The sequence below is a fragment of the Micromonospora halotolerans genome, assembly GCF_032108445.1.
GTDB classification, from domain to species: domain Bacteria; phylum Actinomycetota; class Actinomycetes; order Mycobacteriales; family Micromonosporaceae; genus Micromonospora; species Micromonospora halotolerans.
In genome coordinates this window covers 6,237,273-6,259,391 of record NZ_CP134876.1, presented here as the reverse complement: position 1 = coordinate 6,259,391, position 22,119 = coordinate 6,237,273, and the positions used below count along the sequence as shown (strand labels likewise).

Genomic DNA, 22,119 nt, shown 5'->3' with positions numbered 1-22,119 from the left:
GAACGGCACGGTGACTGGCCTGTAACGCCCGCATCTCGAAGGGAAGAACATCATGCTCGTCGACTGGCCACTGGACCGTCTCCGCGACTACCTGCCCGCCCGCGACGAGCCCACCGACTTCGACGACTTCTGGGCCACCACTCTCAAGGAGTCGCGAGCCGAGCACTGGCCCGCCCGCTTCGTCCCCTACGACGCTGGCCTGTCCACCGTCGAGGTGTACGACGTCACATTCCCCGGATTCGCCGGCCAGCCCGTGCGCGGCTGGTTCCTGCTGCCCCGGCACACGAGTGGCCGACTGCCCTGCGTGGTCGAGTACCTCGGGTACGGCGGCGGGCGCGGCCTGCCGCACGACTGGCTCACCTGGAGTGCCGCCGGCTACGCCCACCTCGTCATGGACACCCGGGGGCAGGGCAGCAACGGCAAACTCGTGGGCGAGACCCCAGACCCCGACCCGGTCGGCCTGCCCCAGGCGCCCGGCTTCCTGACCCGCGGCATCGGCGACCCGCACCACTACTACTACCGCCGGGTCCTCGCCGACGGCGTCCGCGCGGTCGACGCGGCGCGCGCGCACCCCAGGGTCAACCCCGACCGGGTGGTGGTCACCGGCGGCAGCCAGGGCGGAGGGATCACCGTCGCCGTCGCCGGCCTGGTCGACGGGCTCGCCGCCGCCATGCCCGACGTGCCATTCCTGTCCCACTACCGGCGCGCCGCCGAGATCACCGATGCCCTCCCGTACGGCGAGTTGGTGTCGTACCTGAAGACCTACCACGGTGAGGTCGATCAGGTCTTCGCGACGCTGAGCTACTTCGACGGCATGAACTTCGCCGCCCGCGCGAGCGCGCCGGCTCTCTTCTCGGTTGCCCTCATGGACAGCGTGTGTCCGCCCTCGACCGTCTTTGCGGCCTACAACCACTACGCCTCGGGCGGCAAGGAGATCACGGTGTGGCCGTACAACGGGCACGAAGGCGGCGCGGGCATGCAGCGTGCGAAGCAGATCCGGTGGTTGCGAAGCGTGCTGACCGGCAACGTCGTCGACCGAATTCACTCACCCGGAAAGAGCTCCGGCAGGCAGCCGCGCACGGTCGGACGTAGCCGCTCGGCAGCCGATTCGTCGACGGAGGCGTAAGGCCAACGAACTCGGGTGCCGATCTCGGCCCAGTTGCCGAGATGAGCGAGAAACTTGTCCAGCGCCGGGTTCCCGAAGCCCTGCCTGGCGAGCGGGTCGACGTGGTCGGCCAGGAACCTCTGGATCCGGCGCTCCACATCGAGCGCACCCCCGAGGTCCTCAATCATCATCCGCTGCCACGCGACGGCGCCGGCCGGATTGAGGGCGGCAACGTTCGAGTAGGAGCCGGCGGCACCATGCCGAAGGCCGGTCGCCAGGGCATGCCCCGGGACGAAGATGGCCAGGTCGCCCGCGTACTCCCGCATCGCTGCGTACCACGCGGCGTCGCCGCCGGCGACCTTGATACCGATGAGGCTCGGCACCTCCCGGCGAATCGCGGCGTAGCTGTCGGCGGCGACCTGAGTCTTCGCGTGCGCCGGGTTGTACAGGACGAGCGGGACCGGTTCGGCGGCCGAGGCGATCCTGACCAGAAAACGGATCACCTCGGTACGCGACAGCGGCAGCCAGTCTGGCAGCGTCACCTGCAGGGCGCTCGGCGCGAGCGCCCGTGCCCGATGGACCCGGCCCAGGCAGGTTTGCGCGCTCATGTGGCTGGCACCGAGCTGAAACGGAATCCGGTGGCGCGCACACTTGTCGGCGACGAGCTCGTTGATCCGGTCGTACTCGTCCTCACTGAGCGTGTGGAACTCGCCCGCGGTGCCGTGCGCGTAGACGCCATCGAGCCCGGCGGCGACGAGGACATCGAGTGCGTGCGCCGCTAGGTCCCAGTTGATCGTGTCGTCGGCGTGCAACGGCAGGAGCAGCGTCCCCCACGTACCGCGTAGGTCCACCGATCTCGATGCCCGCGGCCTGTTCACCGTCTCGTGGCTGGTCCCTGGTGGCGTATCCCGTTGTCCGCGGCCGCCGTCCCCGGGTGTCACAGCAGGCCGGCTGCGCCCAGATACTTCCCGACCCGGGCGATCTCGTCCTCGTTCAGCGGGATCTGCGGCACCGCCGTCGTCGGGTAGTCGATGATCCCGCGCAGGTACAGTGCGGCCTTGAACGCTCCCAGCGCGGACGAACCCCTACCCATTCGGGGTCCGCCGACAGTCACGAGTTCGAAGAGGTGCAGCAGTCGCTCCTGTTCGGCTCGCGCGGCCTCCCAGTCGCCGTTCGACGCGGCCCGGAACAGCCGCGCATAGCCGTGCGGGTCGACGTTTCCCAGGCCCGGCACCACGCCGTCCGCGCCCATCCAGAGCGCGGAGTCGACGGTGAGTTCGGAGCCGGTCAGCACGCTGAACGAGCCGATGTCCCGACGGTCCCGTCGCCCGAGGATCACCCCACGCAGGCCGCCTTCGTCGCCACTGGAGTCCTTGACTCCGGCCAGCACACCGTCGCGGGCGAGGTCGAGCAGCAGGTCGATGCCGAGCTTGCTGTGCACCGAAACCGGCAGGTCGTAGGCGTACAACGGCAACCCGGCCCGCGCCGCGATGGTGCGGAAGTGCAGCTCGATCTCGGCGGGGTGGGTGCGGGCGTAGAAGGGTGCGGTGGCCACGAGCCCGTCCACGCCCGCCTCGGCGGCCACCCGCACGTGGTCCAGTACGCGCAGGGCGGTCATGTCGATCACGCCGGCGAGCACGGGAACCTGGCCGGCGACGTGGCCCCGGACCGTGTCCAGCACGATCTTGCGGTGACCGTCCGGGAGGAAGGCCACCTCGGAGGTGGAGCCGAGGACGAACAGCCCGTCCACCCCACCGTCCAGCAGATGGTCCACCAACCGGGTCAGCGATCCGGTGTCGACCTCGAAATCCGGGGTCAGCGGGGTGGATACCGGGGGGATGACGCCGGTCAGTGACATGAAGGCTCCTGGGCTTGGCTGATCAGGTCGAGGTCGGTCGAGCCGTCGCGGATCGGATGGTGGCAGCGGAACAGGTGATCACCGGGCCGGACGACGGTGGCGATCTGCACTCCCGGCATCTCCGTGGCACACCGGTCGTCGGCCTTCCAGCAGCGCGTACGGAAGGGGCATCCGCTGGGCGGCCGGGTAGCGGAGGGAACCGGTCCGGCCAGCGGGATCGGGTCGATCGGGAAGAGCAGCCCGGGCGTGGCCGAGAAGAGCGCGCGGGTGTAGGGGTGGCGGGCGCCGCCGGGCACCGCCCCGGCCGGGGTTTGCTCGACGATCCGTCCGAGATACATCGTCACGACCCGGTCGCTCATGCGCCGCACCGTCTGGATGTCGTGGGAGACGAAGACCATCGCCAGGTTGAGCTGCTCCTTCAGGTCGAGCAGCAGGTTCAGGATCTGCGCGCGTACCGAGACGTCGAGCGCGCTGGTGGGTTCGTCGGCGATCAGCAGCTGCGGCCGTTGCGCCAACGCGCGGGCGACCGCGACCCGCTGGCGCTGGCCGCCGGACACCTGGCTCGGCAGCAGGTCGGCGACGCTCGACGGCAGGCCCACCAGGTCGAGCAGCTCGCGTACCCGCTCCTCGCGCTGCCGGGAGTTGCCGACCCGGTGCACGTCCAGCGGGTCGCGCAGCACCTGCCGGATAGGCAGCCGCCGGTTGAGCGCCGTCGAGGGGTCCTGGAACACCATGCCGGTGCTCGACCCGATCGCCGCCCGACGCCTGGCAGGGGACATGGACCAGAGGTCCTGGCCGCGAAATCGCACCGTGCCCGTGGTGGGCTTCTCCAGCCCGACCAGGATCTTGGCCAGCGTCGACTTGCCGCAGCCGGATTCCCCCACGACACCCACCGTCTCGCCGGCCTCGATGGTGAAATCCGCGCCGGTCAGTGCGTAGACGCGATCGCGGCGGAAGAGCCCGCCGGAACGCGCCGTGTACACCACGTGCACATCGGCGAGCTCGACGAGAGTCTCGGTGCTTGTCGCAGTCATCGTGCCTCCGCAGGGCTGGCCGGTGCGGCGCTCGCGCCGGTGGCGAGGGCGGACGCCGTGACGTCGATCGCCGGGTGGTGGCAGGCCACCTCGTGGTGGCGCTGCCCCGCCAGCCGCGGCGTCTGCGTACGGCAGATCTCGCTGGCCATCGGGCAGCGGTCGGCGAAGCGGCAGCCGCTGGGGAAGTCGGCAGGGGCTGGTACGACGCCGCGGATCTGGGTCAGCCGCGCGGCGCCGGACTCCAGCGACAGCACCGAGCCGAGCAGCCCGCGAGCGTAGTGGTGCGCGGGCGCGCCGACCAGGGTCGCCGTCACGCCGGCCTCCACGATCTGGCCGCCGTACATGACGACGACGCGGTCGGTGACGTCGGCGACGAGGGCGAGATCGTGCGAGACCAGGATCAGGGCGAAACCCAGCTCGGCACGCAGTCGCAGCAGCAGCTGGATCACCTGCGCCTGCACGGTCACGTCCAGCGCCGTGGTGGGTTCGTCCGCGATGATCAGCTTGGGCTCGCGGGAGAGGGCCATCGCGATCAGGACCCGCTGCCGTTGGCCGCCGGACAGTTCGTGGGGGTAGGCGGAGAGGGTACGCGCCGGATCGAGGCCCACGAGCTCCAGCAGTTCCGCCGGGCTGCGCCGGCCGCCCCGGCGGACCACCTGCTTCAGCTGCGCCCTGACGGTCATCGCGGGGTTCAGCGATGACAGCGCGTCCTGGTAGATCATCGCCATGTCGTGGCCGAGCAGCCGGCGGCGGGCGGTGCGGGGAAGCGTCAGCAGGTTCCTGCCGTCGAAGAGGATCCGGCCGCCGATGCGGGCGCCGTGTGGTTGCAGGCCCATGATGGTCAGCGCGGTCAACGACTTGCCGCAGCCGGACTCGCCGACGAGGCCGAGCACCTCGCCGGGGCGCACGTCGAAGGAGATGCCGTCGACGACGTCCACGCCGTCGTGCCGGCCCTCGAAGCCGATGGCGAGTTCCTTGACCTGCAGGATCGGCTCGCCCTGCGGCAGCGGGCGGGCCCGTTCGGCCAGCCGCTGCGCGGCCTTCGCCAGCCCCGGCAGCTCGGTGATCTCACCGGATCCGGGGGTCGCCTGCTCGAGCGCGTCGACCTCCGACGCTTTCTTGACCGGGTCGGCGCGACGGGCGGTCGGTGCGGCCCAGGCGTCGGAGACGCCCTCGGCGAGGATGTTGAGCGCGAGGACCGTGATCAGGATCAGCAGGCCGGGGAAGACCGTGGCCCACCAGCCGCCGAGCAGGACCATGTTGCGACCGTCGGCGATGACGCTGCCCCATGAAGGGTCCGGTGGGCGTACGCCGGCGCCGATGAACGACAGCGACGCCTCGAAGACGATCGCGTCGGCCACCATCACCGTGCAGAAGACGAGGATGGGCGCGGCGCAGTTGATCGCCACGTGCTTGAGCAGGATGTGTGGGGTGCGGGCGCCGATGATGCGTTCGGCCGCGACGTAGTCCTCGCCGTACTGGGCGAGAACGTTCGCGCGTACCACGCGGGCGATGGACGGCATGTAGAGGAATGCAATCGCCAGCACCAGCACCGGGATGCTGCCACCGAAGACGGCGACCAGCACGGCGGCGAGCGCGATGCCCGGAAACGCCATGACGACGTCGAGGCTGCGCATGATCGCTTCGTCGACCGCCTTGCGCGACGTGGCCGCGATCGCGCCGATCACCGCGCCGAAGACCAGCGAGATGGCGGTCGCCCCGAGCCCGATGATCAATGACCACCGTGCGCCGTAGAGCAGCCGGGTGAAGATGTCGCGGTTCGCGCTGTCGAGGCCCATCCAGTGCGCCGCGCTGGGCCCGCCGCCGGCCGCCTGCTGCACGTACGGCGAGTGCGGGGCGAGCACGGAGGCCAGGACCGCGGCGAGGGCGATCACGGCGAGAACGGCGATGGAGATCCACGAGGGCAGGCTGAGCCGCCGGAAACGGATTCCGGGCCGGGAGAGTCTCCTCGCAAGTCCGGTGCGCATCACGCGGCGCTCCTGATTCTCGGGTTGACCAGCAGGTAGAGGACGTCGACGACGAGGTTCACCACGACGAAGCCGGTGGCAATGGTGAGCACCACGCCCTGCACCACGGCCGGGTCCCCGTCGCGCACGCCGTTGATCATGAGCTGTCCCATGCCGGGCAGCGCGTAGATGGTCTCGATGACCACCGCGCCGCCGAGTAGGTAGCCGATGCGCAGGCCCAGCACCGTCAGCGGATTGATCAGCGCGTTGCGCAGGACGTTGCGTCCGATCACGACGATCGGTGGCAGGCCGCTGCCGATCGCGGTGCGGACGTAGTCCTTGTCCAACTCCTCGACCATCGACGTGCGGATGATCCGGGTCAACTGGGCGGCGACGGGCAGCGACAGGGAGAGCGCGGGCAGCGTCATCGACCGTAACCAGCCGGTCAACGAGTCGCCGGGATTGATGTAGCCGCTGGTCGGGAACCAGCCGCGGTCCACGGCCAGCCACTGGATCATCAGCAGGGCCAGCCAGAACCCTGGCGCGGCGACGCCGATCAGCGACACCAGCCGGATGAGCTGGTCGGGCCAGCGGTCCCGGAAGATCGCCGCGGTGACGCCGAAGATCACGGCCAGGGCCACGGCGACTGCCAGCCCGAGGAAGGTCAGCTGCAGCGTGAGCGGCAGCGCGGTGACGACGGAGTCGAGCACCGGCGCCTTGGTGAGGACGCTGGTGCCCATGTCGCCGTGGAGCAGGTCGCCGACGAAGCGCACGTAGCGCACCGGCAGCGGATCGAGCAGGCCGTTCTCCACCTGGAACTGGTGGATCTGTTCCGTCGTCGGGTTGGCGCCCTGGAAGTAGGCGTACTCCGGCTTGTTGTTGGAGAACCGCATGATGACGAACACGAAGAGGATGACGCCCAGCAACAGCGGGATCAGGATGAGTATTCGGCGGGCCAGCATTCTGGCGACGACTGCCACTGGTTGATCCTCCTGACGCGGCTGGTGGGCGGTGGGTGCGGCGCCGGGCACGGCCCGGCGCCGCACGAGGGGTCAGACGCGCTGCGCCTGCAGCAGGTTGATGCCCGGGTATGCCTGCGGCCGGACTCCGGTGAGCTTTTTCGGATCCCAGGCGGTCATCAGCTCCGTGTGCACGACGGGGTAGAGCACTGCCTGCTCCGCGATGACGTCGAGGTACTGGTGCAGCAGCTCCAGCTTCTTTGTCCGGTCGGGCTCCTGGGTGGCCTTGTCCATCAGCGCGAACAGGTTCTTGGCCGCCGGGCTGGTGTCCCACTTGGTGTATTTCATCCAGGTGCCGCCGGAGGTGTAGTTGTAGCGGAGGATTAGGTCCGCGTCCAGGCCGAACTGGTTCGGGTTCGACGCCGCCGCGACCACCTGGTAGGACTGCGACTGGTCCATCTTGGTGAAGAGCGCGGCGGTGTCCTGCGGTTCGAGCGTGGTCTTGATGCCGACCGCTTGCCAGGAGTTGGCGATGGTGGGCAGGCAGTCGGCGATCCAGCTGACGTTCACTGCCATCAGCGTGACGGACAGGTTCGTCACGCCCGCGGCGGCCAGCAAGGCCTTGGCCTTCGCGGGATCGTAGTTGTAGGCGGTCTTCGCCTTGGCGTACGACGGATTCTGCTCGTTGAGAAAGCTCGTGGCTGGTGTGCCGTGGCCCTTGAGCGCCACGTCGATCATCTTCTTGGTGTCGATGGCGTAGAGGAGCGCCTGGCGCACACGCACGTCGTCGAAGGGCTTCTGGGCTGTGTTGAACATGAGGAACATGTGGTTCATGCCCTTGCCGCCCTCGACGGTCAGCCCACCGCTGCGCAGCTGGTCGATGTTGGCGTACGGGATGTTGTCGGCGATCTGGGCCTCGGCGCTGGCGCCGGAGATCTTCGCGACCCGGGCTGGCGCCTCGACGATGGACAGCCAGTTCATCTTCTTGATGACGGGCTTGCGGGGGCCGTTGTAGTCGGCGAAAGCCTCGAGCACGGTGTTGGACTTCGGGTTGTGCGCGACCATCTTGTAGGGGCCGGAGCCGACCGCCTTGCCGCCCTTGGCCGCGTCCCAGCCGCCGGGCGCGCCGAAGACGTGCTTCGGCATGATCTTGGCGATCGTCAGGCGCTGCAACGCATCGGGGAACGGGAAGTTGAAGACCAGCTCGACGCTCGTGTCGTCGACCTTGCGCGCCTCCTTCAGCCAGGTCCCGAAGAAGGAGTAGGTGAGCGTCTTGGCGGCCGGGTCGAGGATGCGCTGGAAGGTGAAGAGCACGTCGTCGACTGTGACCGGCTGCCCGTCGTGCCACTTGGCCCCCTGCCGGAGGGTGAACTTCCACGTGGTCGCCGAGGTGTCGGCCGGCAGGGCGGTGGCCAGGGCCGGGTAGGGCTCGCGGGTGATCGGGTCGGTGTCGACCAGTCCCTCGTAGATGTGGTTGATGGCGGCCATGGAGAAGGCCGACGCCGTCATGGTCGGGTCCCAGCTCTGGTTGTTGCCGTATCCGATGACGGCGGTGACGAGGCCCTTGTCGCCGCCGGCCCCCGCCGAGCTGGTGGACGCGGGACCGCTGCAGGCGGAGAGGGTGGCGGAGATGGCCGCCGCGGCACTCACCGTTCCGCTGTAGCGCAGAAAGTCGCGGCGGCTGAAAACTGGCCGAGAAACCGGAGCGCTCACGGTGCCTCCTGTGGGGTATCTGGCTTCGCCTTGAATTGATCTCTTCGAGCCATCACGTTGGACGTCCTACGTCCCACGTCTTAAAGTGGAGGCTAGGGGTCGCGCTCGCCCCCAGTCAAGAGCAAATGACCGGGAGATGTCCGTGGTGTTTCATCCTGATCGTCAACGCACTGGCGACGCCTTCGACCAGCCCGTTACCGTACGCCGCGGTCCCGCGGACGGGCGCCGTCGGCTCAGCCGCGCCGTCGAGGTGCAGGAAGCGGTCAAGGGCATCATTCTGCAGCGCGGGTTGAGCACAGGGGACCCGCTGCCGACGGAGTCCGAGCTGATGGAGGAGCTGGGCATCGGCCGCAACTCGGTCCGGGAAGCGCTCAAGGTCCTTGAGGCCGTCGGGATCGTCGACATCCGCCATGGCTTCGGGATGTTCGTCGGGCGCATGTCACTCAACGGCCTCGTCGACGAGCTGGCGTTCCACAGCCGCATCACCCTGCAGGACGAGCGCAACCACCTCGAGCACCTCATCGAGATCCGCGAGATCCTGGAGAGCGGGCTAGTGCAACGCCTGATCGACCTGCGGGGCGAGGACGACCTGACGACCCGCCTCGCCACGGCCCGCGACGTCATAGCACAGATGGAGGCCGAGGCGCTGGTGGGCCCGGTCTCCCCGGAGACCGACCGCCGCTTCCACGACGTGCTCTACCACCCCCTGGGTAACCCGCTCGTGGGCAGCCTGCTCGGCGCCTTCTGGGAGGTCTATCACCAGCTGAGCGACGACCTCGGCCCGCCCGACGAGACGCCCGCCGACGTGGCTCGCAAGCATCGCGACATCTACACGGCCGTCATCATGGGGGACCGCGCGTTGGCCGCGACGGCGATGCGCGCGCACTTCGACGGCGTACGCGCCCGGCTGGCCCGCCTGGGGCAACACTGACCGAGTCCACTTGCCTCGACCGCAGTGGTGCTGTGGGGAAGAGAGGACAGTCGGCGCTGACCCGAGCCGGCTCAGGCCGCTTCGCTGTCGAGCGGCTTCGCCGCCTGCGCCGATTCGGCACGGGCGATGCGCTCCTTGACGTCGCGGAAGTGCCGTTGCATCGCCTCCTGGGCCGCGGACGCGTCCCGGGCGCGCAGCGCATCAACGATCCGCCGATGGTTGCCCACCGTCACATCCATGCGCTCCTCCGGCGCTCCCAGCAGCGGCTCAACCTGGTGGTAGACCTGCCAGAACAGGTCGATCAGCTGCAGCACGAGCTCGTTGCCGCAGGATTCGTAGAGCAGCGCGTGGAAGGCGCGGTCCGCTTCGAGATCGTTCTGCATCGCGGTCACGAGGGCGTCGAGCGCCGCCAGCCGGCTCGGGCTGGTCGAGCCGGCGACCCGCGCGACGAGCGCGGTCTCCAGCATCTCCCGCACCTCCACGAGGTCATGGAGCGCGCGGACGCCATGCGGGCCGGAGCGGATCCGGAACTCCAGCGACGTACCGAGCACGTCAAGTGAAGCTCGGCCGACGAAGGTGCCGAACCCGTGGCGGATCTCGACGATGCCCAGCGCCTGCAGCGCCCGGACCGCCTCGCGTACGCTGTTGCGACTCGCGCCCATCAGATCCATGAGCTGTGTTTCGGTCGGCATCGGAGCGCCGGGCTGGAGCTGACGATCGTGGATCAGGGCCACGATGCGGTCCTGAACCGTCTCGCCGTTGCGTCTGGCCATCCCGTGCCTCCAGGCTCTACTGCGGCTGGCGCACATCCTACGTCTGGGCAAGCGCACTCCGCTGAGGAGCAATGTACACGCGGCTCCGCCCGCTGGCCTGCTGGCGTCGCCTGTACCAGACGCCAAGCGGACATCCCATGTCACGGCTCACGGAGGTGGACAAACCTCGCCCGCGCTGCCGCCAGCGACCGGTTGAGGGTGTGGCGTCGAACTCGACTTTGGCCAGCGACGTGTACCCCTCGTCGGTGAGCGCTCGCAGCCGTTTGACAGCGACCGGGGGAGAGGGGTAGCAGAGGAAGCGGGAAGGCTGCGTTGCCCCCCACCTGGTCGGGGAGACGGGCCTATAGCCACGGCTCGTGGCCCGGCAAGCGGTGCGTAGCCGCCGTAAGGAGCGCAAAGAGCTGCTCGAAGCAGGTCATGCTGACCCGGCGCCGGCTGTTGTGGGTGCGGCCTCCGGTTCCGCGGCTCTGTCCGAGTACCTGGCGGCCATCGACAGAGACAGCGGCCATTGCGTGATCTGTGAATGCATCCGGCGCAGGTGGCGGTGCCCCCGCCAGATGACCGCTGGCGGGGGCACCGGCGCTGTGACTAGCGCAGGGGGTTGATAGTCGCGAACGGGAGGCGGAGCCGGAGCTGGCCGGCGATCGGGGCGTTGTGTTCCCGGATATCCCGCAACTCCTCCGGGGTGAGAGCGCGGCCGTAGATGCGGAACTCGTCGAGGGTGCCGTGGAACGGGTTGTTGAGGCCGTCGACCCGCCGGCCGAGGTAGATGCTGTGGATGCCGAACTCCTTGCCGGTGGTCACCGAGCCGCGGGGGGCGGCCAGGTCGGCGACGGTGGCGCCGTCGATGAAGACCATGACGCGGGTTGCCGTGCGTTGCATGGCGACGTGGTGCCAGAGCCCGTCGTTGTACGCGCCCGCGATGGTGATGTTCGCGTCGCCCTGGCCGGTGCCGACGACACCCCGGATGCGGTTGCTCGCCGGTTCGGCCCGCAGCCAGATCTGCGCAGCTCCCGTGCCCACCTGGTGGAACCACCAGATCACAATGTTGCCGGTGGTCTCGCTGTACCGGAACCACGTCATGATCGTGAACGGCTCGTCCCCAAGGTCGACGTCCGGGTTGTACGGCACCTCCACGTGGTCGTCGACGCCGTCGAGCGCGATTCCGGTGCCGTACCGTCCCTCGGTCAGCGTCGCGCCGCCGCGGACGTAGGCGGTGTTGTCGTAGCGTGGTGACGCGTCTGGGGTCGTCGGTCCCGGCGCCGGAGGCGGCGGCAGGTCCGGCGGCGAGCCGTTCGGGGTGTCGAGGTACGCCTCGTTGAACCTGACGAATTGGATCACCTCGTACAGGGCGGCCACGCCGCCTTCGTACAACACCCCGACCATGGGGCCCGCGACCGGGTCGGTCCCGATCTTGACCAGGTCGGAGTACCCGCCCGGACCCCAGCTGATGACCTTGCCTTCCTGCCAGGTCTCCCAGGTCTGGGCCTCGTCGTACGAGGACCGGATCGTCAGGGCCTCGCGCTTGCCGGGGTTGGCGGGCCCGGAGAACAGGATGCGGTCCCGCGCGTCGCCTTCGTCGGTGGCGGTGAGGCGCAGCAACGCTGCCTGCACGACCGGCATCATCAGCTCGGGCACCATCTGGAACGGCGCGTCGAAGCCTTCGGCGCCGTCGCTGGAGACCGCGTACGCCCGGGTGCCCTCCGCCGTGCCGGCTTCCCGCACGTTGACGTAGACCCGCCCGTCGGTCAGCTCCACCAGCGTCGACTCGTTGACGAAGATGTCGTTGGCGGCGCCACCGGCGCTGGCACCCAGGTGCCAGGTCTCGCCGCCGTCGTCGCTGTACCCGAGATGGATGCCGGCGATGCGCCGCCCGTCGGGCGCGATGGACTCATGGTTGGCGCTCATCACCAGCCGCCCGGCGTGCGGGCCGCGTTTGAGCTGGATCGCGTGCACGGGACCAGTGGCGTACCAGGCGGTCCACTCCGGCTGCATCAGCTCGATCATCTCCCGCGGCGCGTTCCAGGTCGCTCCGTGGTCGTCGCTGATCTGCAGGAACGGAACGCGGCCACCGCTCCCGGTGCCCGGGTTGTGGGTGGTGAACAGCACGACCCGACCGGTCCGTTCGTCCACGATCGGCATCGGGTTACCGTGCGTGTCGCCGTTGCCGCGCGACACGACCTGCAGCGGCCCCCAGCTGCGACCGCCGTCGTGGGACCGCTTGAGCACCAGGTCGATGTCGCCCCTGTCGTCACAGTTGTTGATCCGGCCTTCGGCGAACGCCAGCAGGTCTCCGTTGGTGGCCTTCACGATCGCCGGGATCCGGAAGCAGAAATACCCGTCCGTTCTTGCCGTGTAGACCGCCTGCTCCTCGTGGTACGGCTCGGCGGCGTGCGCGGTGCCGGGGGTGAGCAAGGCGCCGACCATCGCCGCGATTGCCGCGATGGACAACCATCGTTGGTGTCTCTGTCTCGTCATGAATGCGATACCTCCACTGGTCACCACTTGGCGGATCGTGTCGAGCGGCAGGTGAGCCGGAGTTGCCGGTTGTCGCACCTGTTGCGCTCGTGGATCGTCCGCGGCTCTGCCCGTGCCTCCCACTTCTCGTCACATGTGCGAAATGTTGCCGGACATCCTACGTCCGATGTCGCTTGCCGCAAGCCCCTTGGTGCGCACCGTCCGGCGATGATCTGCCTACGTCGATCAATTTGCGCGCTGTGCCGCACCTTACGAGCAAGGTAAATCGCGATCGGACGGAACACCGGTGACCTGTTGACCGCGACGGGGGCGGGGAGCAAACTCGTTGGCGATCGGGAGGAGATCCCATGTCCTACATTCGGAGAATGACGCAAACTGCCAGCATCGTGCTCGCGCTGGTGCTCGGCCTGACGAGCCCGGCCTCCGCAGCCGGGCAGAACGCCCAGTCGACGGCACCGCCGGATGGCTGGGTTGGCACCTGGTCGGCCTCGGCTTCCGGCACCGTGCCCAACCTCCCCACCGGATATGCGGACCGGACCATCCGCAACGTCGTGCACACCAGCGTTGGTGGTGCGGGTGTGCGGGTCTCACTGACCAACGTCCTCGGCACAGTGGCGGTGCGGATGGACGCGGTGACGGTCGCGGTCGCCGGTGCGCCCGACGCGCCGAACGCGGTCGCGGGCACGATGCGCGAGCTGACCTTCGGTGGCGCGCCGTCGGTGACCATCCCGGCCGGCGGCGAGGTGCTCAGCGACCCGATCGCCCTTGCCTTGCCGGAGGACGGCGACCTGCTGGTCAGCGTGTACACCCCGGTGCCGTCCGGGCCGGTGACCTATCACCAGGTGGCCAACCAGACTTCGTACCTGTCGCAAACCGGCGATCACGCGGCCGACGAGTCCGGTGCCGCGTTCACCCAAACGATCACTTTCTGGCCGTACGTGAGCGGCGTGGACGTCCTGGGGGATGCCGCGGGCACAGTGGTCACACTCGGCGACTCGATCACCGATGGCAACAACTCGACCCGGAACGCGAATCACCGCTGGCCGGACTACCTGGCCGACCGGCTGATCGCTGAGCCTGGGTCGACCCGGCTCGGCGTGCTCAACGCCGGCATCAGCTCGAATCGGTTGCTCAACAACACCTGGAACCCCAATGCCCTGTCCAGGCTTGACCGCGATGTCCTGACCGCGACCGGCGTGCGCTCGGTGGTCGTCCTGTTGGGCATCAACGACATCGGCGGCCAGCCGCAGCACCACGAGCCGTCGCAAATCATCGCGGCGTTGGGGCAGATTGCGGCTCAGGCCAAGGCAAAGGGGCTACGGATCACCGGTGGCACGCTCACGCCGTTCGGCGGGTCGAGCAACTACACCGAGGAACTGGAAGGCGTACGGCAGGCGGTCAACGACTTCATCCGTGACGGCGGCGCGTTCGACGCGGTGGCCGACTTCGACGCCGCTCTCCGGGACCCCGCGACGCCGAACCGGCTACGCGCGGAGTACGACTCCGGCGACCACCTGCACCCGAAGGACGCCGGCTACCAGGCGATGGCGGCGGCCGTTGACCTGGAAAAGCTCGACCGCCGCCCGCCCGGCCACTGGGTGGGCACCTGGCAGACGGCCATGGCGCGCACGACGCCCGGCGCCGACCAGGGCATGCCGAACCACACGATCCGCAACGTGGTGCACACCAGCGTGGGGGGCGACGCGGCCCGCGTGCGCCTGTCCAACGCGCTCGGCACGGCGCCGGTCCTGATGGGACGAGCGACCCTGGCGGTGGCGACCAGGCCCGACGCACCGGAGGCGGTCGCCGGCACGATGCGCGAGCTGACCTTCGGCGGCGCGCCGTCGGTGACCATCCCGGCCGGCGGTGAAGTGCTCAGCGACCCCATCTCCCTTGCCGTGCCGGCAGACGCGGACCTGCTGGTGACCGTCTACACCCCGACGCCGTCCGGCCCGGTGACCGAGCATCCGCGCTCGTACCAGACGTCGTTCATCACCGCGGACGGCGACCATGCGGCCGACGAGCAGGGCGCCGCATTCACCCGGCCGACTACGGCGTGGTACTACGTGACAGGCGTGGACGTCCGGTCCATCACCTCGCGCGGCGCGGTGGTGACCTTCGGCGACTCGATCACCGACGGCGACAGGTCGACCATCAACGCGAACCTGCGGTGGCCCGACGTTCTCGCCGACCGGCTCGCCGCCGAGCCGGGACCGACCAAGTTCGGGGTGGTCAACAGCGGCATCAGCGGCAACCGGATCCTGGACAGCAGCACCGGAACCGGGATCGGTGGCCCGAACGCGTTCGCCCGCCTGCCCCGGGACATGCTGACCACGTCCGGGGCGCGCACGGTCATCGTGCTCGAGGGGGTCAACGACATCCTCAACCTCGCACACCCCGACGCGGAGACCCTGAAACTCGCCCTGCGGCAGATCGCCGCCCAGGCACACGCCCAGGGCCTGCGGATCGTCGTCGGAACCATCACGCCGATCAAAGGATGGCGCTCCTACACCGAGGAACGGGACAACGTGCGGCAGACCGTGAACGAGTTCATCCGCACGAGTGACGACTTCGATGCCGTCGTCGACTTCGACGCGGTGGTGCGTGACCCGGCCGACCCGCAACGGATCAACCCGTCGTACGACTCGGGCGACCACCTGCACCCGTCGGACGCGGGCTACCGCGCGATGGCTGAGGCGATCGACCTCGGCACACTCCGCTGAGCGGTGGCTGCGTGCTGCCCCACAGGCCGGCACGCAGCCACCCGCCGGAGCGGTGACGCGCGGCGAGCGGCGATCCGCCGGATCTATCCGGCCCAGCGCGGGACTGTACAAATAACGGCTGATCGACCGATCAAGGGAGAGACGCCAGGTGACGACCGAGATCACCTCGGGGCCTTGGCCACTGAGCGGGGCCACGGGCAGGTCTTCACCACCGACGATGCCGTCCTCTGGTGCCGATCCCGTGCGCTGTCCACTGGTGCAGTTGGCGCAGTCGTGCCTCCTCCGCCCCTGGTACAACGAGGTAGACGACCGTCAGTCGCCAAGTCGAGGAATGTAGATCGTCCTGCTCGACTGGTCATCCCGCCTTGGATTCGACAGGTGCGGCATGTCCGGTGATCGTGGCCGGCGCGAGGCCGCGATGTCGCGGTAGCACGATGCCAGCGGCGGTGGCCGCGAAGGCGAGCGCGGCGGAGACGCTCATCGCCGGGACGTAGCCGTCGCTGAACGCGCGAGCGGTGGCGTAGCCGCCGGCCGTGGCGAAGACGGCGCCGGTGAGGGCGACCCCGAACGCGCCGCCGAGCTGGCGGAGGGTGCTGAAGGTGCCCGATGCCCGGCCGATGTCCTGCGGCGCGACGCGGCTGACGACTGATTTGGTGACGGCGGGAAGGGCCAGCGAGAACCCGAGGCCGCCGACGGTCATCGCGACGGCGGTCATGGCGTACCCGATGCCGGGTTCGGAGATCAGCGCGATCCATCCCATGCCGACGCCGAGCAGGAGCGTGCCGGCGATGACCAGCGTCCGTTCGCCGATTCGATCGGTGAGCGCGCCCGCCCGTGGCGCGATGAGGAACGGCGCGATGCCCCACGGCAGCAGCCGCAGGCCGGCTTGCAGTGCACCGTGGCCGAGTGCGACCTGCTGGAATTGGGCGGTGAAGAAGATCGCGCTGGTCAGCGACGCGTTTGTGAAGAAGACCGCGGCGTTGCCGGCGGAGAAGGCCGGCGAGCGGAACAACCGCATCGGCAGCATGGGGGTAGGGGTTCTCAGCTCCCTGATGACGAACAGGCCGCCGAGCACGATCCCGCCGGCCAGCGTCGTCAGGGTCTCGGTGCTGCTCCATCCGGCCGCGTTGCCGCGCACCAGAGCCCAGGTGACGCCGAGCGCCGAGCCGGCGGCCAGGGCCAGGCCCGGAAGGTCGAGCGCACCGCCGGGCCCGCGGGTCTCGACAATCCGGCCGAGCACCAGCGGAATCGCGATCAGCGTGATCGGAACGTTCAGCCAGAAGATCCACTGCCAGGCGAGGTGCTGGGTGACGACGCCACCCAGGACTGGGCCGGTGATCGCGGCGAGCCCGGTGATGCTGCCGTAGATGCCCGTCGCCCAGCCACGTCGCTCGGGCGGGAACGCGCCGTTGAGCACGCCCAGCGCGACCGGCATGATCATCGCGGCGCCGGCGCCCTGCACGACTCGCGCCGCGATCAGCGGGCTCGCCTGGGTGGACAGCGCGCAGGCGGCCGAGGCCGCGGCGAACAGGCCCAGCCCGATCGCGAACAGGCGGCGTCGCCCGTAGCGGTCGCCCAGCGCCGACCCGGTCATCAGCAGGACCGCGAAGCTGAGCGTGTAGGCGTTGACGGTCCACTCGAGATCCTCGAGCGACGCGTTGAGGTCCCGCTGAATGGCGGGCAGCGCGGTCGCCACCACCAGCATGTCCAGCACCACGATGAACGATGCGAGGGAGCTGAGGGCCAGAACCCACCGCTGCGCCGGGGTGGAGCGTACCGGCGTTCGGGTCTTGTCCACGTTTTTCTCCAAGGGTTGTCTGTCCGGTGCTCGGGTTCCGCCTCGCCCTGAGGGGGTAGGTCAGGCGGAACGGTCAGGCGGCGAATCCGCCGTCGACGGTGATCGCGGTGCCGGTGATGTACCGGCCGCCGTCGCCGGCCAGGTGGGACACCGTCGCGGCGATGTCCGCGGCGGTGCCGTAGCGGCCTAGCGCGGTGACACCGGTGAGCAGGCCCGCCGCGGGGCCGTCGGCCGGGTTCATGTCGGTGTCGATCAGGCCGCCGTGCACCACGGTGGCGGTGATCCCGCGCGGGCCCAGGTCACGCGCCAGGCCCCGGGTCAGACCGGTTAGCGCGGCCTTGCACATCGCATACACGGTCATGCCATCCGCCGGGACCCGCTCGGTCAGAGCGCTGCCGATGGTGATGATCCGACCGCCTTCGGTCATGTGCCGCGCGGCGGCCTGTGACGCGAGGAAGACCGCGCGCACGTCGACGGCGAGGATCCGGTCGAGCTCGGTCAGCGTGATCTGGTCCAGTGGGCCGCCGGTGAAGACGCCGGCGTTGTTGACCAGGATGTCGATGCCGCCGAGCACTCGCACGGTCTGCTCGACGGCACCGACGGCCTCGTCCGGGTCGCCGTTGTCGGCGCGGATGACCAGTGCGCGCCCGCCTTCGGCCTCGATCTTGTCAGCGACGGCCTGGGCCTTCATGGCGGCACTGGTGTAGGTGAGCGCCACCGTCGCGCCGTCGTGCGCGAGTCGCTGGGCGATGGCCGCGCCGATCCCGCGGCTCCCGCCGGTCACCAGTGCGACCCGTCCGGACAGCTGTGTCATCGTGCTCCTCCTCGTCCGTTGTCTGGTGTTTGCGGTCAGGCGGCGGGGCAGTCGTGGTAGGCCTCGATGAGCCAACGCCCGGAGCGGTCGGACAGGACCCACGTCGCGATCGACCATCGATCGGCGGGCGGCTCGTTCTCGCTGGCGTGGACGGTGACGCTGCGGCTGATCACGATCGCGGTGGCGTTGTCGAGGAACCGCACGTCCTGCACGCGATGGATGCGCCGAGTGCCCTTGAGTTGGTCGGCGAACGCCGCCGCCATCGCGGTGCGGATCACTGCCTTGCTCAGCAGTGCGAGCCCAGGCAGGACCGCGGTCGCGTCGTCGGCGTAGTGGGCGACGAACGCGGCCACGTCGTTGTCCGCCCACGCGGCCGAGACGGCGTCGATCAGGGCTCGTACCGCATGCTCGTCGGTGTCCTGGGTCCTCGTGGAAGTCATTGGTCGTCCTCTCATCGATGTGTCGACTGACCTGGGGCCAGGGAACCCGTGTCGCGGTCGGGGGCCACCGCCACTTGGAGGGCGCGACGCCAGCGGCGACGACCTCTGCGGCCTTTTGAAGCCTGAGATGAAGCGGATCGGGCACGAGTAGCGGCCGTACGAGCGCCCGGCGGACCTGGCAGCTCGCCGGTCACGAATGAAGACTCAGCGGATGGATCGCACTGGTCGGCCACCTACAGCGACGTGGGCTTGGCCACACCGAAGCTCCGGGCCGATCACTTTCAGGCGGACCGCAGGTCTGCATCAAGACAGGTCAGGCCGCAGACGGGTGGAGCGACGACATGGCGCAAGCAGCGCAGGATCTGGTCCGGGAGCCTTACGCGGGGACGGACGACGAGGAGTTCTCCCGGCTCACCGAGCCGTTCCGCCGCGAACTTCTGGCGCACTGCTACCGCATGCTGGGCTCGCTGCACGACGCCCAGGACATCGTCCAGGAAACCTACCTGCGGGCCTGGCGCGGCTTTGCCGGTTTCGAGGGCCGATCGTCGCTGCGGGTCTGGCTGTATCGCATCGCCACCAGCGCCTGCCTCACCACCCTGAACCACCGCAGTCGACGGGTCCTGCCCTCCGGGCTAGGGCCCTCCGGTGACCCGGACCAGCCGCTGACGGTCGCCGGTCCGGACGTCGCTTGGGTCCACCCGCTGCCCGACGCCGCACTGCCGGCCGTGGACCCTGCCACGATCGTCACCACACGTAGCAGCGTCCGACTCGCCCTGGTGGCAGCTCTGCAATACCTTCCGGCCAGACAGCGGGCCGTGCTGATCCTGCGCGACGTGCTCGCCTGGCACGCCTCCGAGGTCGCCGACCTGCTCGACACCACTACCGACGCGGTCAACAGCGCGCTCGCCCGGGCCCGCGCGCACCTCGCTCGCACCGGCCTCACCGAGGACATGTTCACCGAACCGGCCGATCCGGCCGACCGGATGCTGCTCGACCGGTACGCACAGGCCTTCCAGAACGCGGACACCGCGGCACTGCTACGGGTGCTGCGCGAGGACGTCACGATGGAGATGCCGCCACACCTGACATGGTTCGCCGGACGCGACGCGGTCATTCGCTTCCTCACCACCACCGTGTTCGACCGCGCCGGGGCGGTCCGCACGATTCCGGCGACGGCCAACGGCCAGCCGGCGCTCGCCACCTACACCCGCGGCGCCGACGGGCTCTACCATCCGCACGGCCTGCAGGTGCTCACCCTCACCCGAACAGGCGTCTCCCGGATCGTGTCCTTCCACGACCCGAGCCTCTTCGAGCCCTGCAGTCTCCCGGCACGCATCGACGGGTCCGGCCGGCCGGTCGGAGGACGGTAGGCCCGGCACGGCCACGCCAGGCCGCCGGTGCAGGCAGTCCGCTGCCTGAGGAGCGTGGATTCGAGCTCGCCCGTGTGGCGCTTCCCGCTCAGGGATCCGCCGGACACCGTCGGCGCTGGGTCACGTAGTCGCCATGGCCCCGCCTGCCAGTCGACGCCACAGCCCTGCCGCCGCCGCAGGAACCGCCGGCGGGCGGCACCGGCAGGCGCTGGTGCCAGTGGTCCATGGCGGCGAACGCCATTCCGCCGCACCGGCCCTTGGTGTCGGTGATCGGCAGGCCGGCGATCTTGATGTGGTTGGTGAAGCCGTTGGTGAAGGCGTAGCCGTCCCGAGCCGGACGGAAGGACACCCGCATGAGAACTCTCCCGACGTCAGTAGGTGACCCGGACACCCATCTGGGTCCAGGTGAGGCGGCCGACGACGCCGTCGTCGGTGAGGCCGCGCATCCGCCCGTACCAGCGGACCGGATGGGACGACCGCATGTTGATCTCCGCTCGCGGAGAACTCTCAGGGTGGGTGCCAGATGCACCCTCACGTCAGTGCTCCTCGTCCGTGGAGAGGTCGTACTCGACCGCCTCCCCAATGAGGGCCTCCGGGTCGTCGTCTTCCTCGAAGACGGTCACCTGGTAGTCACTGTCAACTGGCGATGTCCATCACCGTCGCCTCCGGTCTCTGCTCGGGCCGGCCCTCCGCGGCGGCTTCCGCGCGCCGGCGTGCGGCGTCCTCGCGCCTTCCGCGGTACGCGGCCGGGTTCCTGCGTTCACTGTCGAAACCGCAGGTCGGGGCGGCAAGGGGTGAGTCGGCTATCGGCGTCGCGACCCCCGGGTGGCGGCCGAGTGCCGCCGATCGAGAAGCCGGCTCGCCGATTGGCGGGTTCAACCGGGCGGATCGGTTGAACCTCGGGCGGAACATCGGCCGGCGGTCCGCCCGGCTGATCGGGCGGTCAGCCCACCGGTTCGGACAGGCGGGGCCATCCCGGCAGGCCGGTCAGCGCGGCGGCCGTCTGCCGATGAGAACTGCACAGCTCAAAGTGAAGCGATCTCTTCGCCGACCCACCGGGCGCCGAACGCTGCGGTGACAGCGACACGTGAGACCTCTGCGCCGCACGCCTCGTGCTGCCCGTCCGACAGAACGCCGAGACCACCGTGCCGTAGTCAAGGCATGCGGGCCGCCGCCTCGAGGCTGGTGAGCCCGCTGCTGACCGCAGCAGCATCTTCTACTCAGGCCACAAGCGACACCGTCACCAGCCGCGGGCGTTGTGCTCCTCCACCGCTCGCGCGGCCAGTATCGGACCCAGGATCAGATACGCGATCCACGTCAACGGCATGGTGACCAGGCCGACGCCGATGGAGATCAGGCAGAACTGGGGCGGTGGAGGTGGCGGTGCCGCGGGTGCGGCTGCTGTGGCCGCCACCGCCGGCTCGTCCGTCCAGCCCGGTCTCGGTCCCGGCCGGCGGGACGGAAATCCCGGGTCGCGCGGGATCGGGGCCGATGTGCCGGGATATCGGCGGGCTTGAGGATCAGTGGGTCACGATCCGTCGAAGTCGGCAAGGGAGTACATCATGAACGTCAGTCTCGCCCGTCTGGGGGCCGCGGCCGCGGCCGGTGGTGGGCTCTGCTCCGTACTGCTCGGCCTGGACCACTTGGCGGAGCCGGACGGTGGGCCGCTGTCGACGGTCGGGTACCTCGGCCGGGGCCTTCTCCTGCCAGTCGCGATCATCGCGATCGCCGTGCTCTGCCGCCCCCGTTCGGCCAGCCTGGCCACCACCGGGGCCGTTCTGGGGGTGCTCTCGTCCCTGGTGCAGGTAGCCATCCTGCTGTTGAACCTCACTGGGGTAGGTGACTTCTTCGAGTCTCCGGCGGGGCCGGCCTCGCTGCTGGGCCTGCTCGTTGGCCTGCTGCTGCTCGGCATCGCCTGCCTGCGGGCTCGGGCCCTGCCGGTCTGGGCGGGGGTGGGGGTCCTGCTCGGTGTCGTGCTCAGCGGGGTCCCGGTCTACGGCGAGATCGCCTTCGGGCTGCTCTACGTCGCGATCGGCTGGGCCATGTCCCGACGTGCCGCGCCTGCCGTGGTGCCGGCCGTCAGCTGATCCGTGGAGCGGGCAGAATGTCCGCCACGCGGCCGGGTCGACCGTGCCGGCGTCGGCTCGGCGACCCGG

18 protein-coding genes are annotated in these 22,119 nt (G+C 69.6%); 5 read left to right on the top strand and 13 right to left on the bottom strand.

Translation table 11 applies throughout. The features are described from left to right. Positions 1-52: 52 nt before the first annotated feature. Positions 53-1,126 carry an acetylxylan esterase gene (locus RMN56_RS29420; protein WP_313721103.1) on the top strand — a complete coding sequence of 358 codons (1,074 nt, stop codon included), beginning with the start codon at positions 53-55 and terminating at the stop codon, positions 1,124-1,126. Here RMN56_RS29420 and RMN56_RS29415 read toward each other — a convergent pair. From RMN56_RS29415 to RMN56_RS29390, 6 genes are all read right to left on the bottom strand, one after another. Beyond that, on the bottom strand, positions 1,042-1,917 hold the full coding sequence (locus RMN56_RS29415) for a dihydrodipicolinate synthase family protein (RefSeq protein WP_313721102.1): 876 nt from the start codon (positions 1,915-1,917) through the stop codon (positions 1,042-1,044). The two genes, RMN56_RS29420 and RMN56_RS29415, sit on opposite strands and share 85 nt — an antisense overlap. 125 nt (positions 1,918-2,042) lie before the next feature. Then, a complete protein-coding gene (locus tag RMN56_RS29410) occupies positions 2,043-2,963 on the bottom strand; it encodes a dihydrodipicolinate synthase family protein (RefSeq protein WP_313721101.1) in 921 nt (306 codons plus the stop codon). Beyond that, positions 2,954-3,997, bottom strand: a complete 1,044-nt coding sequence (locus RMN56_RS29405; protein ID WP_313721100.1) for an oligopeptide/dipeptide ABC transporter ATP-binding protein — start codon at positions 3,995-3,997, stop codon at positions 2,954-2,956. The genes RMN56_RS29410 and RMN56_RS29405 overlap by 10 nt, the downstream gene beginning before the upstream one ends. Then, positions 3,994-5,985, bottom strand: coding sequence for a dipeptide/oligopeptide/nickel ABC transporter permease/ATP-binding protein (locus RMN56_RS29400; protein WP_313721099.1), 1,992 nt, complete (start codon positions 5,983-5,985; stop codon positions 3,994-3,996). The genes RMN56_RS29405 and RMN56_RS29400 overlap by 4 nt, the downstream gene beginning before the upstream one ends. Then, entirely contained in the window at positions 5,985-6,944 is a 960-nt protein-coding gene (locus tag RMN56_RS29395) for an ABC transporter permease (RefSeq protein ID WP_313721098.1), read from the bottom strand. The genes RMN56_RS29400 and RMN56_RS29395 overlap by 1 nt, the downstream gene beginning before the upstream one ends. A gap of 72 nt (positions 6,945-7,016) precedes the next feature. Next, a complete protein-coding gene (locus RMN56_RS29390; protein ID WP_313721097.1) occupies positions 7,017-8,636 on the bottom strand; it encodes an ABC transporter substrate-binding protein in 1,620 nt (539 codons plus the stop codon). 136 nt (positions 8,637-8,772) lie between these two features. Here RMN56_RS29390 and RMN56_RS29385 point away from each other — a divergent pair, with 136 nt between their 5' ends. Then, entirely contained in the window at positions 8,773-9,567 is a 795-nt protein-coding gene (locus RMN56_RS29385) for a FadR/GntR family transcriptional regulator (protein ID WP_313721096.1), read from the top strand. 71 nt (positions 9,568-9,638) lie between these two features. On the opposite strand, the gene RMN56_RS29380 is transcribed toward RMN56_RS29385, so the two are convergent. Next, positions 9,639-10,340 (bottom strand): FadR/GntR family transcriptional regulator, encoded by a 702-nt coding sequence (locus RMN56_RS29380; protein ID WP_313721095.1) that lies wholly within the window; start codon positions 10,338-10,340, stop codon positions 9,639-9,641. Positions 10,341-10,928: 588 nt separating this feature from the next. After that, positions 10,929-12,791: an exo-alpha-sialidase gene (locus RMN56_RS29375; protein WP_313721094.1), complete on the bottom strand. Its 1,863-nt coding sequence runs from the start codon at positions 12,789-12,791 to the stop codon at positions 10,929-10,931. A 413-nt stretch (positions 12,792-13,204) separates the two neighbouring features. On the opposite strand from RMN56_RS29375, the gene RMN56_RS29370 reads away from it, so the two are divergent. Continuing rightward, positions 13,205-15,541: an SGNH/GDSL hydrolase family protein gene (locus tag RMN56_RS29370; RefSeq protein ID WP_313721093.1), complete on the top strand. Its 2,337-nt coding sequence runs from the start codon at positions 13,205-13,207 to the stop codon at positions 15,539-15,541. Positions 15,542-15,896: 355 nt separating this feature from the next. Here RMN56_RS29370 and RMN56_RS29365 read toward each other — a convergent pair whose 3' ends face one another. From RMN56_RS29365 to RMN56_RS29355, 3 genes are all read right to left on the bottom strand, one after another. Further along, positions 15,897-17,339: an MFS transporter gene (locus tag RMN56_RS29365; RefSeq protein WP_313721092.1), complete on the bottom strand. Its 1,443-nt coding sequence runs from the start codon at positions 17,337-17,339 to the stop codon at positions 15,897-15,899. 73 nt (positions 17,340-17,412) lie between these two features. Further along, positions 17,413-18,153: an SDR family oxidoreductase gene (locus RMN56_RS29360; protein ID WP_313721091.1), complete on the bottom strand. Its 741-nt coding sequence runs from the start codon at positions 18,151-18,153 to the stop codon at positions 17,413-17,415. A 35-nt stretch (positions 18,154-18,188) separates the two neighbouring features. After that, positions 18,189-18,593 (bottom strand): SgcJ/EcaC family oxidoreductase, encoded by a 405-nt coding sequence (locus RMN56_RS29355; RefSeq protein WP_313721090.1) that lies wholly within the window; start codon positions 18,591-18,593, stop codon positions 18,189-18,191. Positions 18,594-18,934: 341 nt separating this feature from the next. Here RMN56_RS29355 and RMN56_RS29350 point away from each other — a divergent pair, with 341 nt between their 5' ends. After that, positions 18,935-19,963, top strand: a complete 1,029-nt coding sequence (locus RMN56_RS29350) for a sigma-70 family RNA polymerase sigma factor (RefSeq protein ID WP_313721089.1) — start codon at positions 18,935-18,937, stop codon at positions 19,961-19,963. Between the two features lie 88 nt (positions 19,964-20,051). Here RMN56_RS29350 and RMN56_RS29345 read toward each other — a convergent pair whose 3' ends face one another. Continuing rightward, a complete protein-coding gene (locus RMN56_RS29345) occupies positions 20,052-20,318 on the bottom strand; it encodes a hypothetical protein (RefSeq protein WP_313721088.1) in 267 nt (88 codons plus the stop codon). Between the two features lie 885 nt (positions 20,319-21,203). Next, positions 21,204-21,377 carry a hypothetical protein gene (locus RMN56_RS29340; protein ID WP_313721087.1) on the bottom strand — a complete coding sequence of 58 codons (174 nt, stop codon included), beginning with the start codon at positions 21,375-21,377 and terminating at the stop codon, positions 21,204-21,206. Positions 21,378-21,525: 148 nt separating this feature from the next. Here RMN56_RS29340 and RMN56_RS29335 point away from each other — a divergent pair, with 148 nt between their 5' ends. After that, the gene (locus RMN56_RS29335; protein WP_313721086.1) at positions 21,526-22,050 is read left to right on the top strand and encodes a hypothetical protein; all 525 of its coding nucleotides are present in this window, start codon (positions 21,526-21,528) and stop codon (positions 22,048-22,050) included. Positions 22,051-22,119: the final 69 nt, after the last annotated feature.

What these genes read in the sequence shown, in the direction of transcription:
- RMN56_RS29420 (WP_313721103.1), top strand. Translation starts at nt 53, where the DNA reads ATGCTCGTCGACTGGCCACTGGACCGTCTCCGCGACTACCTGCCCGCC.
- RMN56_RS29410 (WP_313721101.1), bottom strand. Translation starts at nt 2,963, where the DNA reads ATGTCACTGACCGGCGTCATCCCCCCGGTATCCACCCCGCTGACCCCG.
- RMN56_RS29405 (WP_313721100.1), bottom strand. Translation starts at nt 3,997, where the DNA reads ATGACTGCGACAAGCACCGAGACTCTCGTCGAGCTCGCCGATGTGCAC.
- RMN56_RS29400 (WP_313721099.1), bottom strand. Translation starts at nt 5,985, where the DNA reads ATGCGCACCGGACTTGCGAGGAGACTCTCCCGGCCCGGAATCCGTTTC.
- RMN56_RS29385 (WP_313721096.1), top strand. Translation starts at nt 8,773, where the DNA reads ATGTCCGTGGTGTTTCATCCTGATCGTCAACGCACTGGCGACGCCTTC.
- RMN56_RS29380 (WP_313721095.1), bottom strand. Translation starts at nt 10,340, where the DNA reads ATGGCCAGACGCAACGGCGAGACGGTTCAGGACCGCATCGTGGCCCTG.
- RMN56_RS29360 (WP_313721091.1), bottom strand. Translation starts at nt 18,153, where the DNA reads ATGACACAGCTGTCCGGACGGGTCGCACTGGTGACCGGCGGGAGCCGC.
- RMN56_RS29355 (WP_313721090.1), bottom strand. Translation starts at nt 18,593, where the DNA reads ATGACTTCCACGAGGACCCAGGACACCGACGAGCATGCGGTACGAGCC.
- RMN56_RS29350 (WP_313721089.1), top strand. Translation starts at nt 18,935, where the DNA reads ATGGCGCAAGCAGCGCAGGATCTGGTCCGGGAGCCTTACGCGGGGACG.
- RMN56_RS29345 (WP_313721088.1), bottom strand. Translation starts at nt 20,318, where the DNA reads ATGCGGGTGTCCTTCCGTCCGGCTCGGGACGGCTACGCCTTCACCAAC.
- RMN56_RS29335 (WP_313721086.1), top strand. Translation starts at nt 21,526, where the DNA reads ATGAACGTCAGTCTCGCCCGTCTGGGGGCCGCGGCCGCGGCCGGTGGT.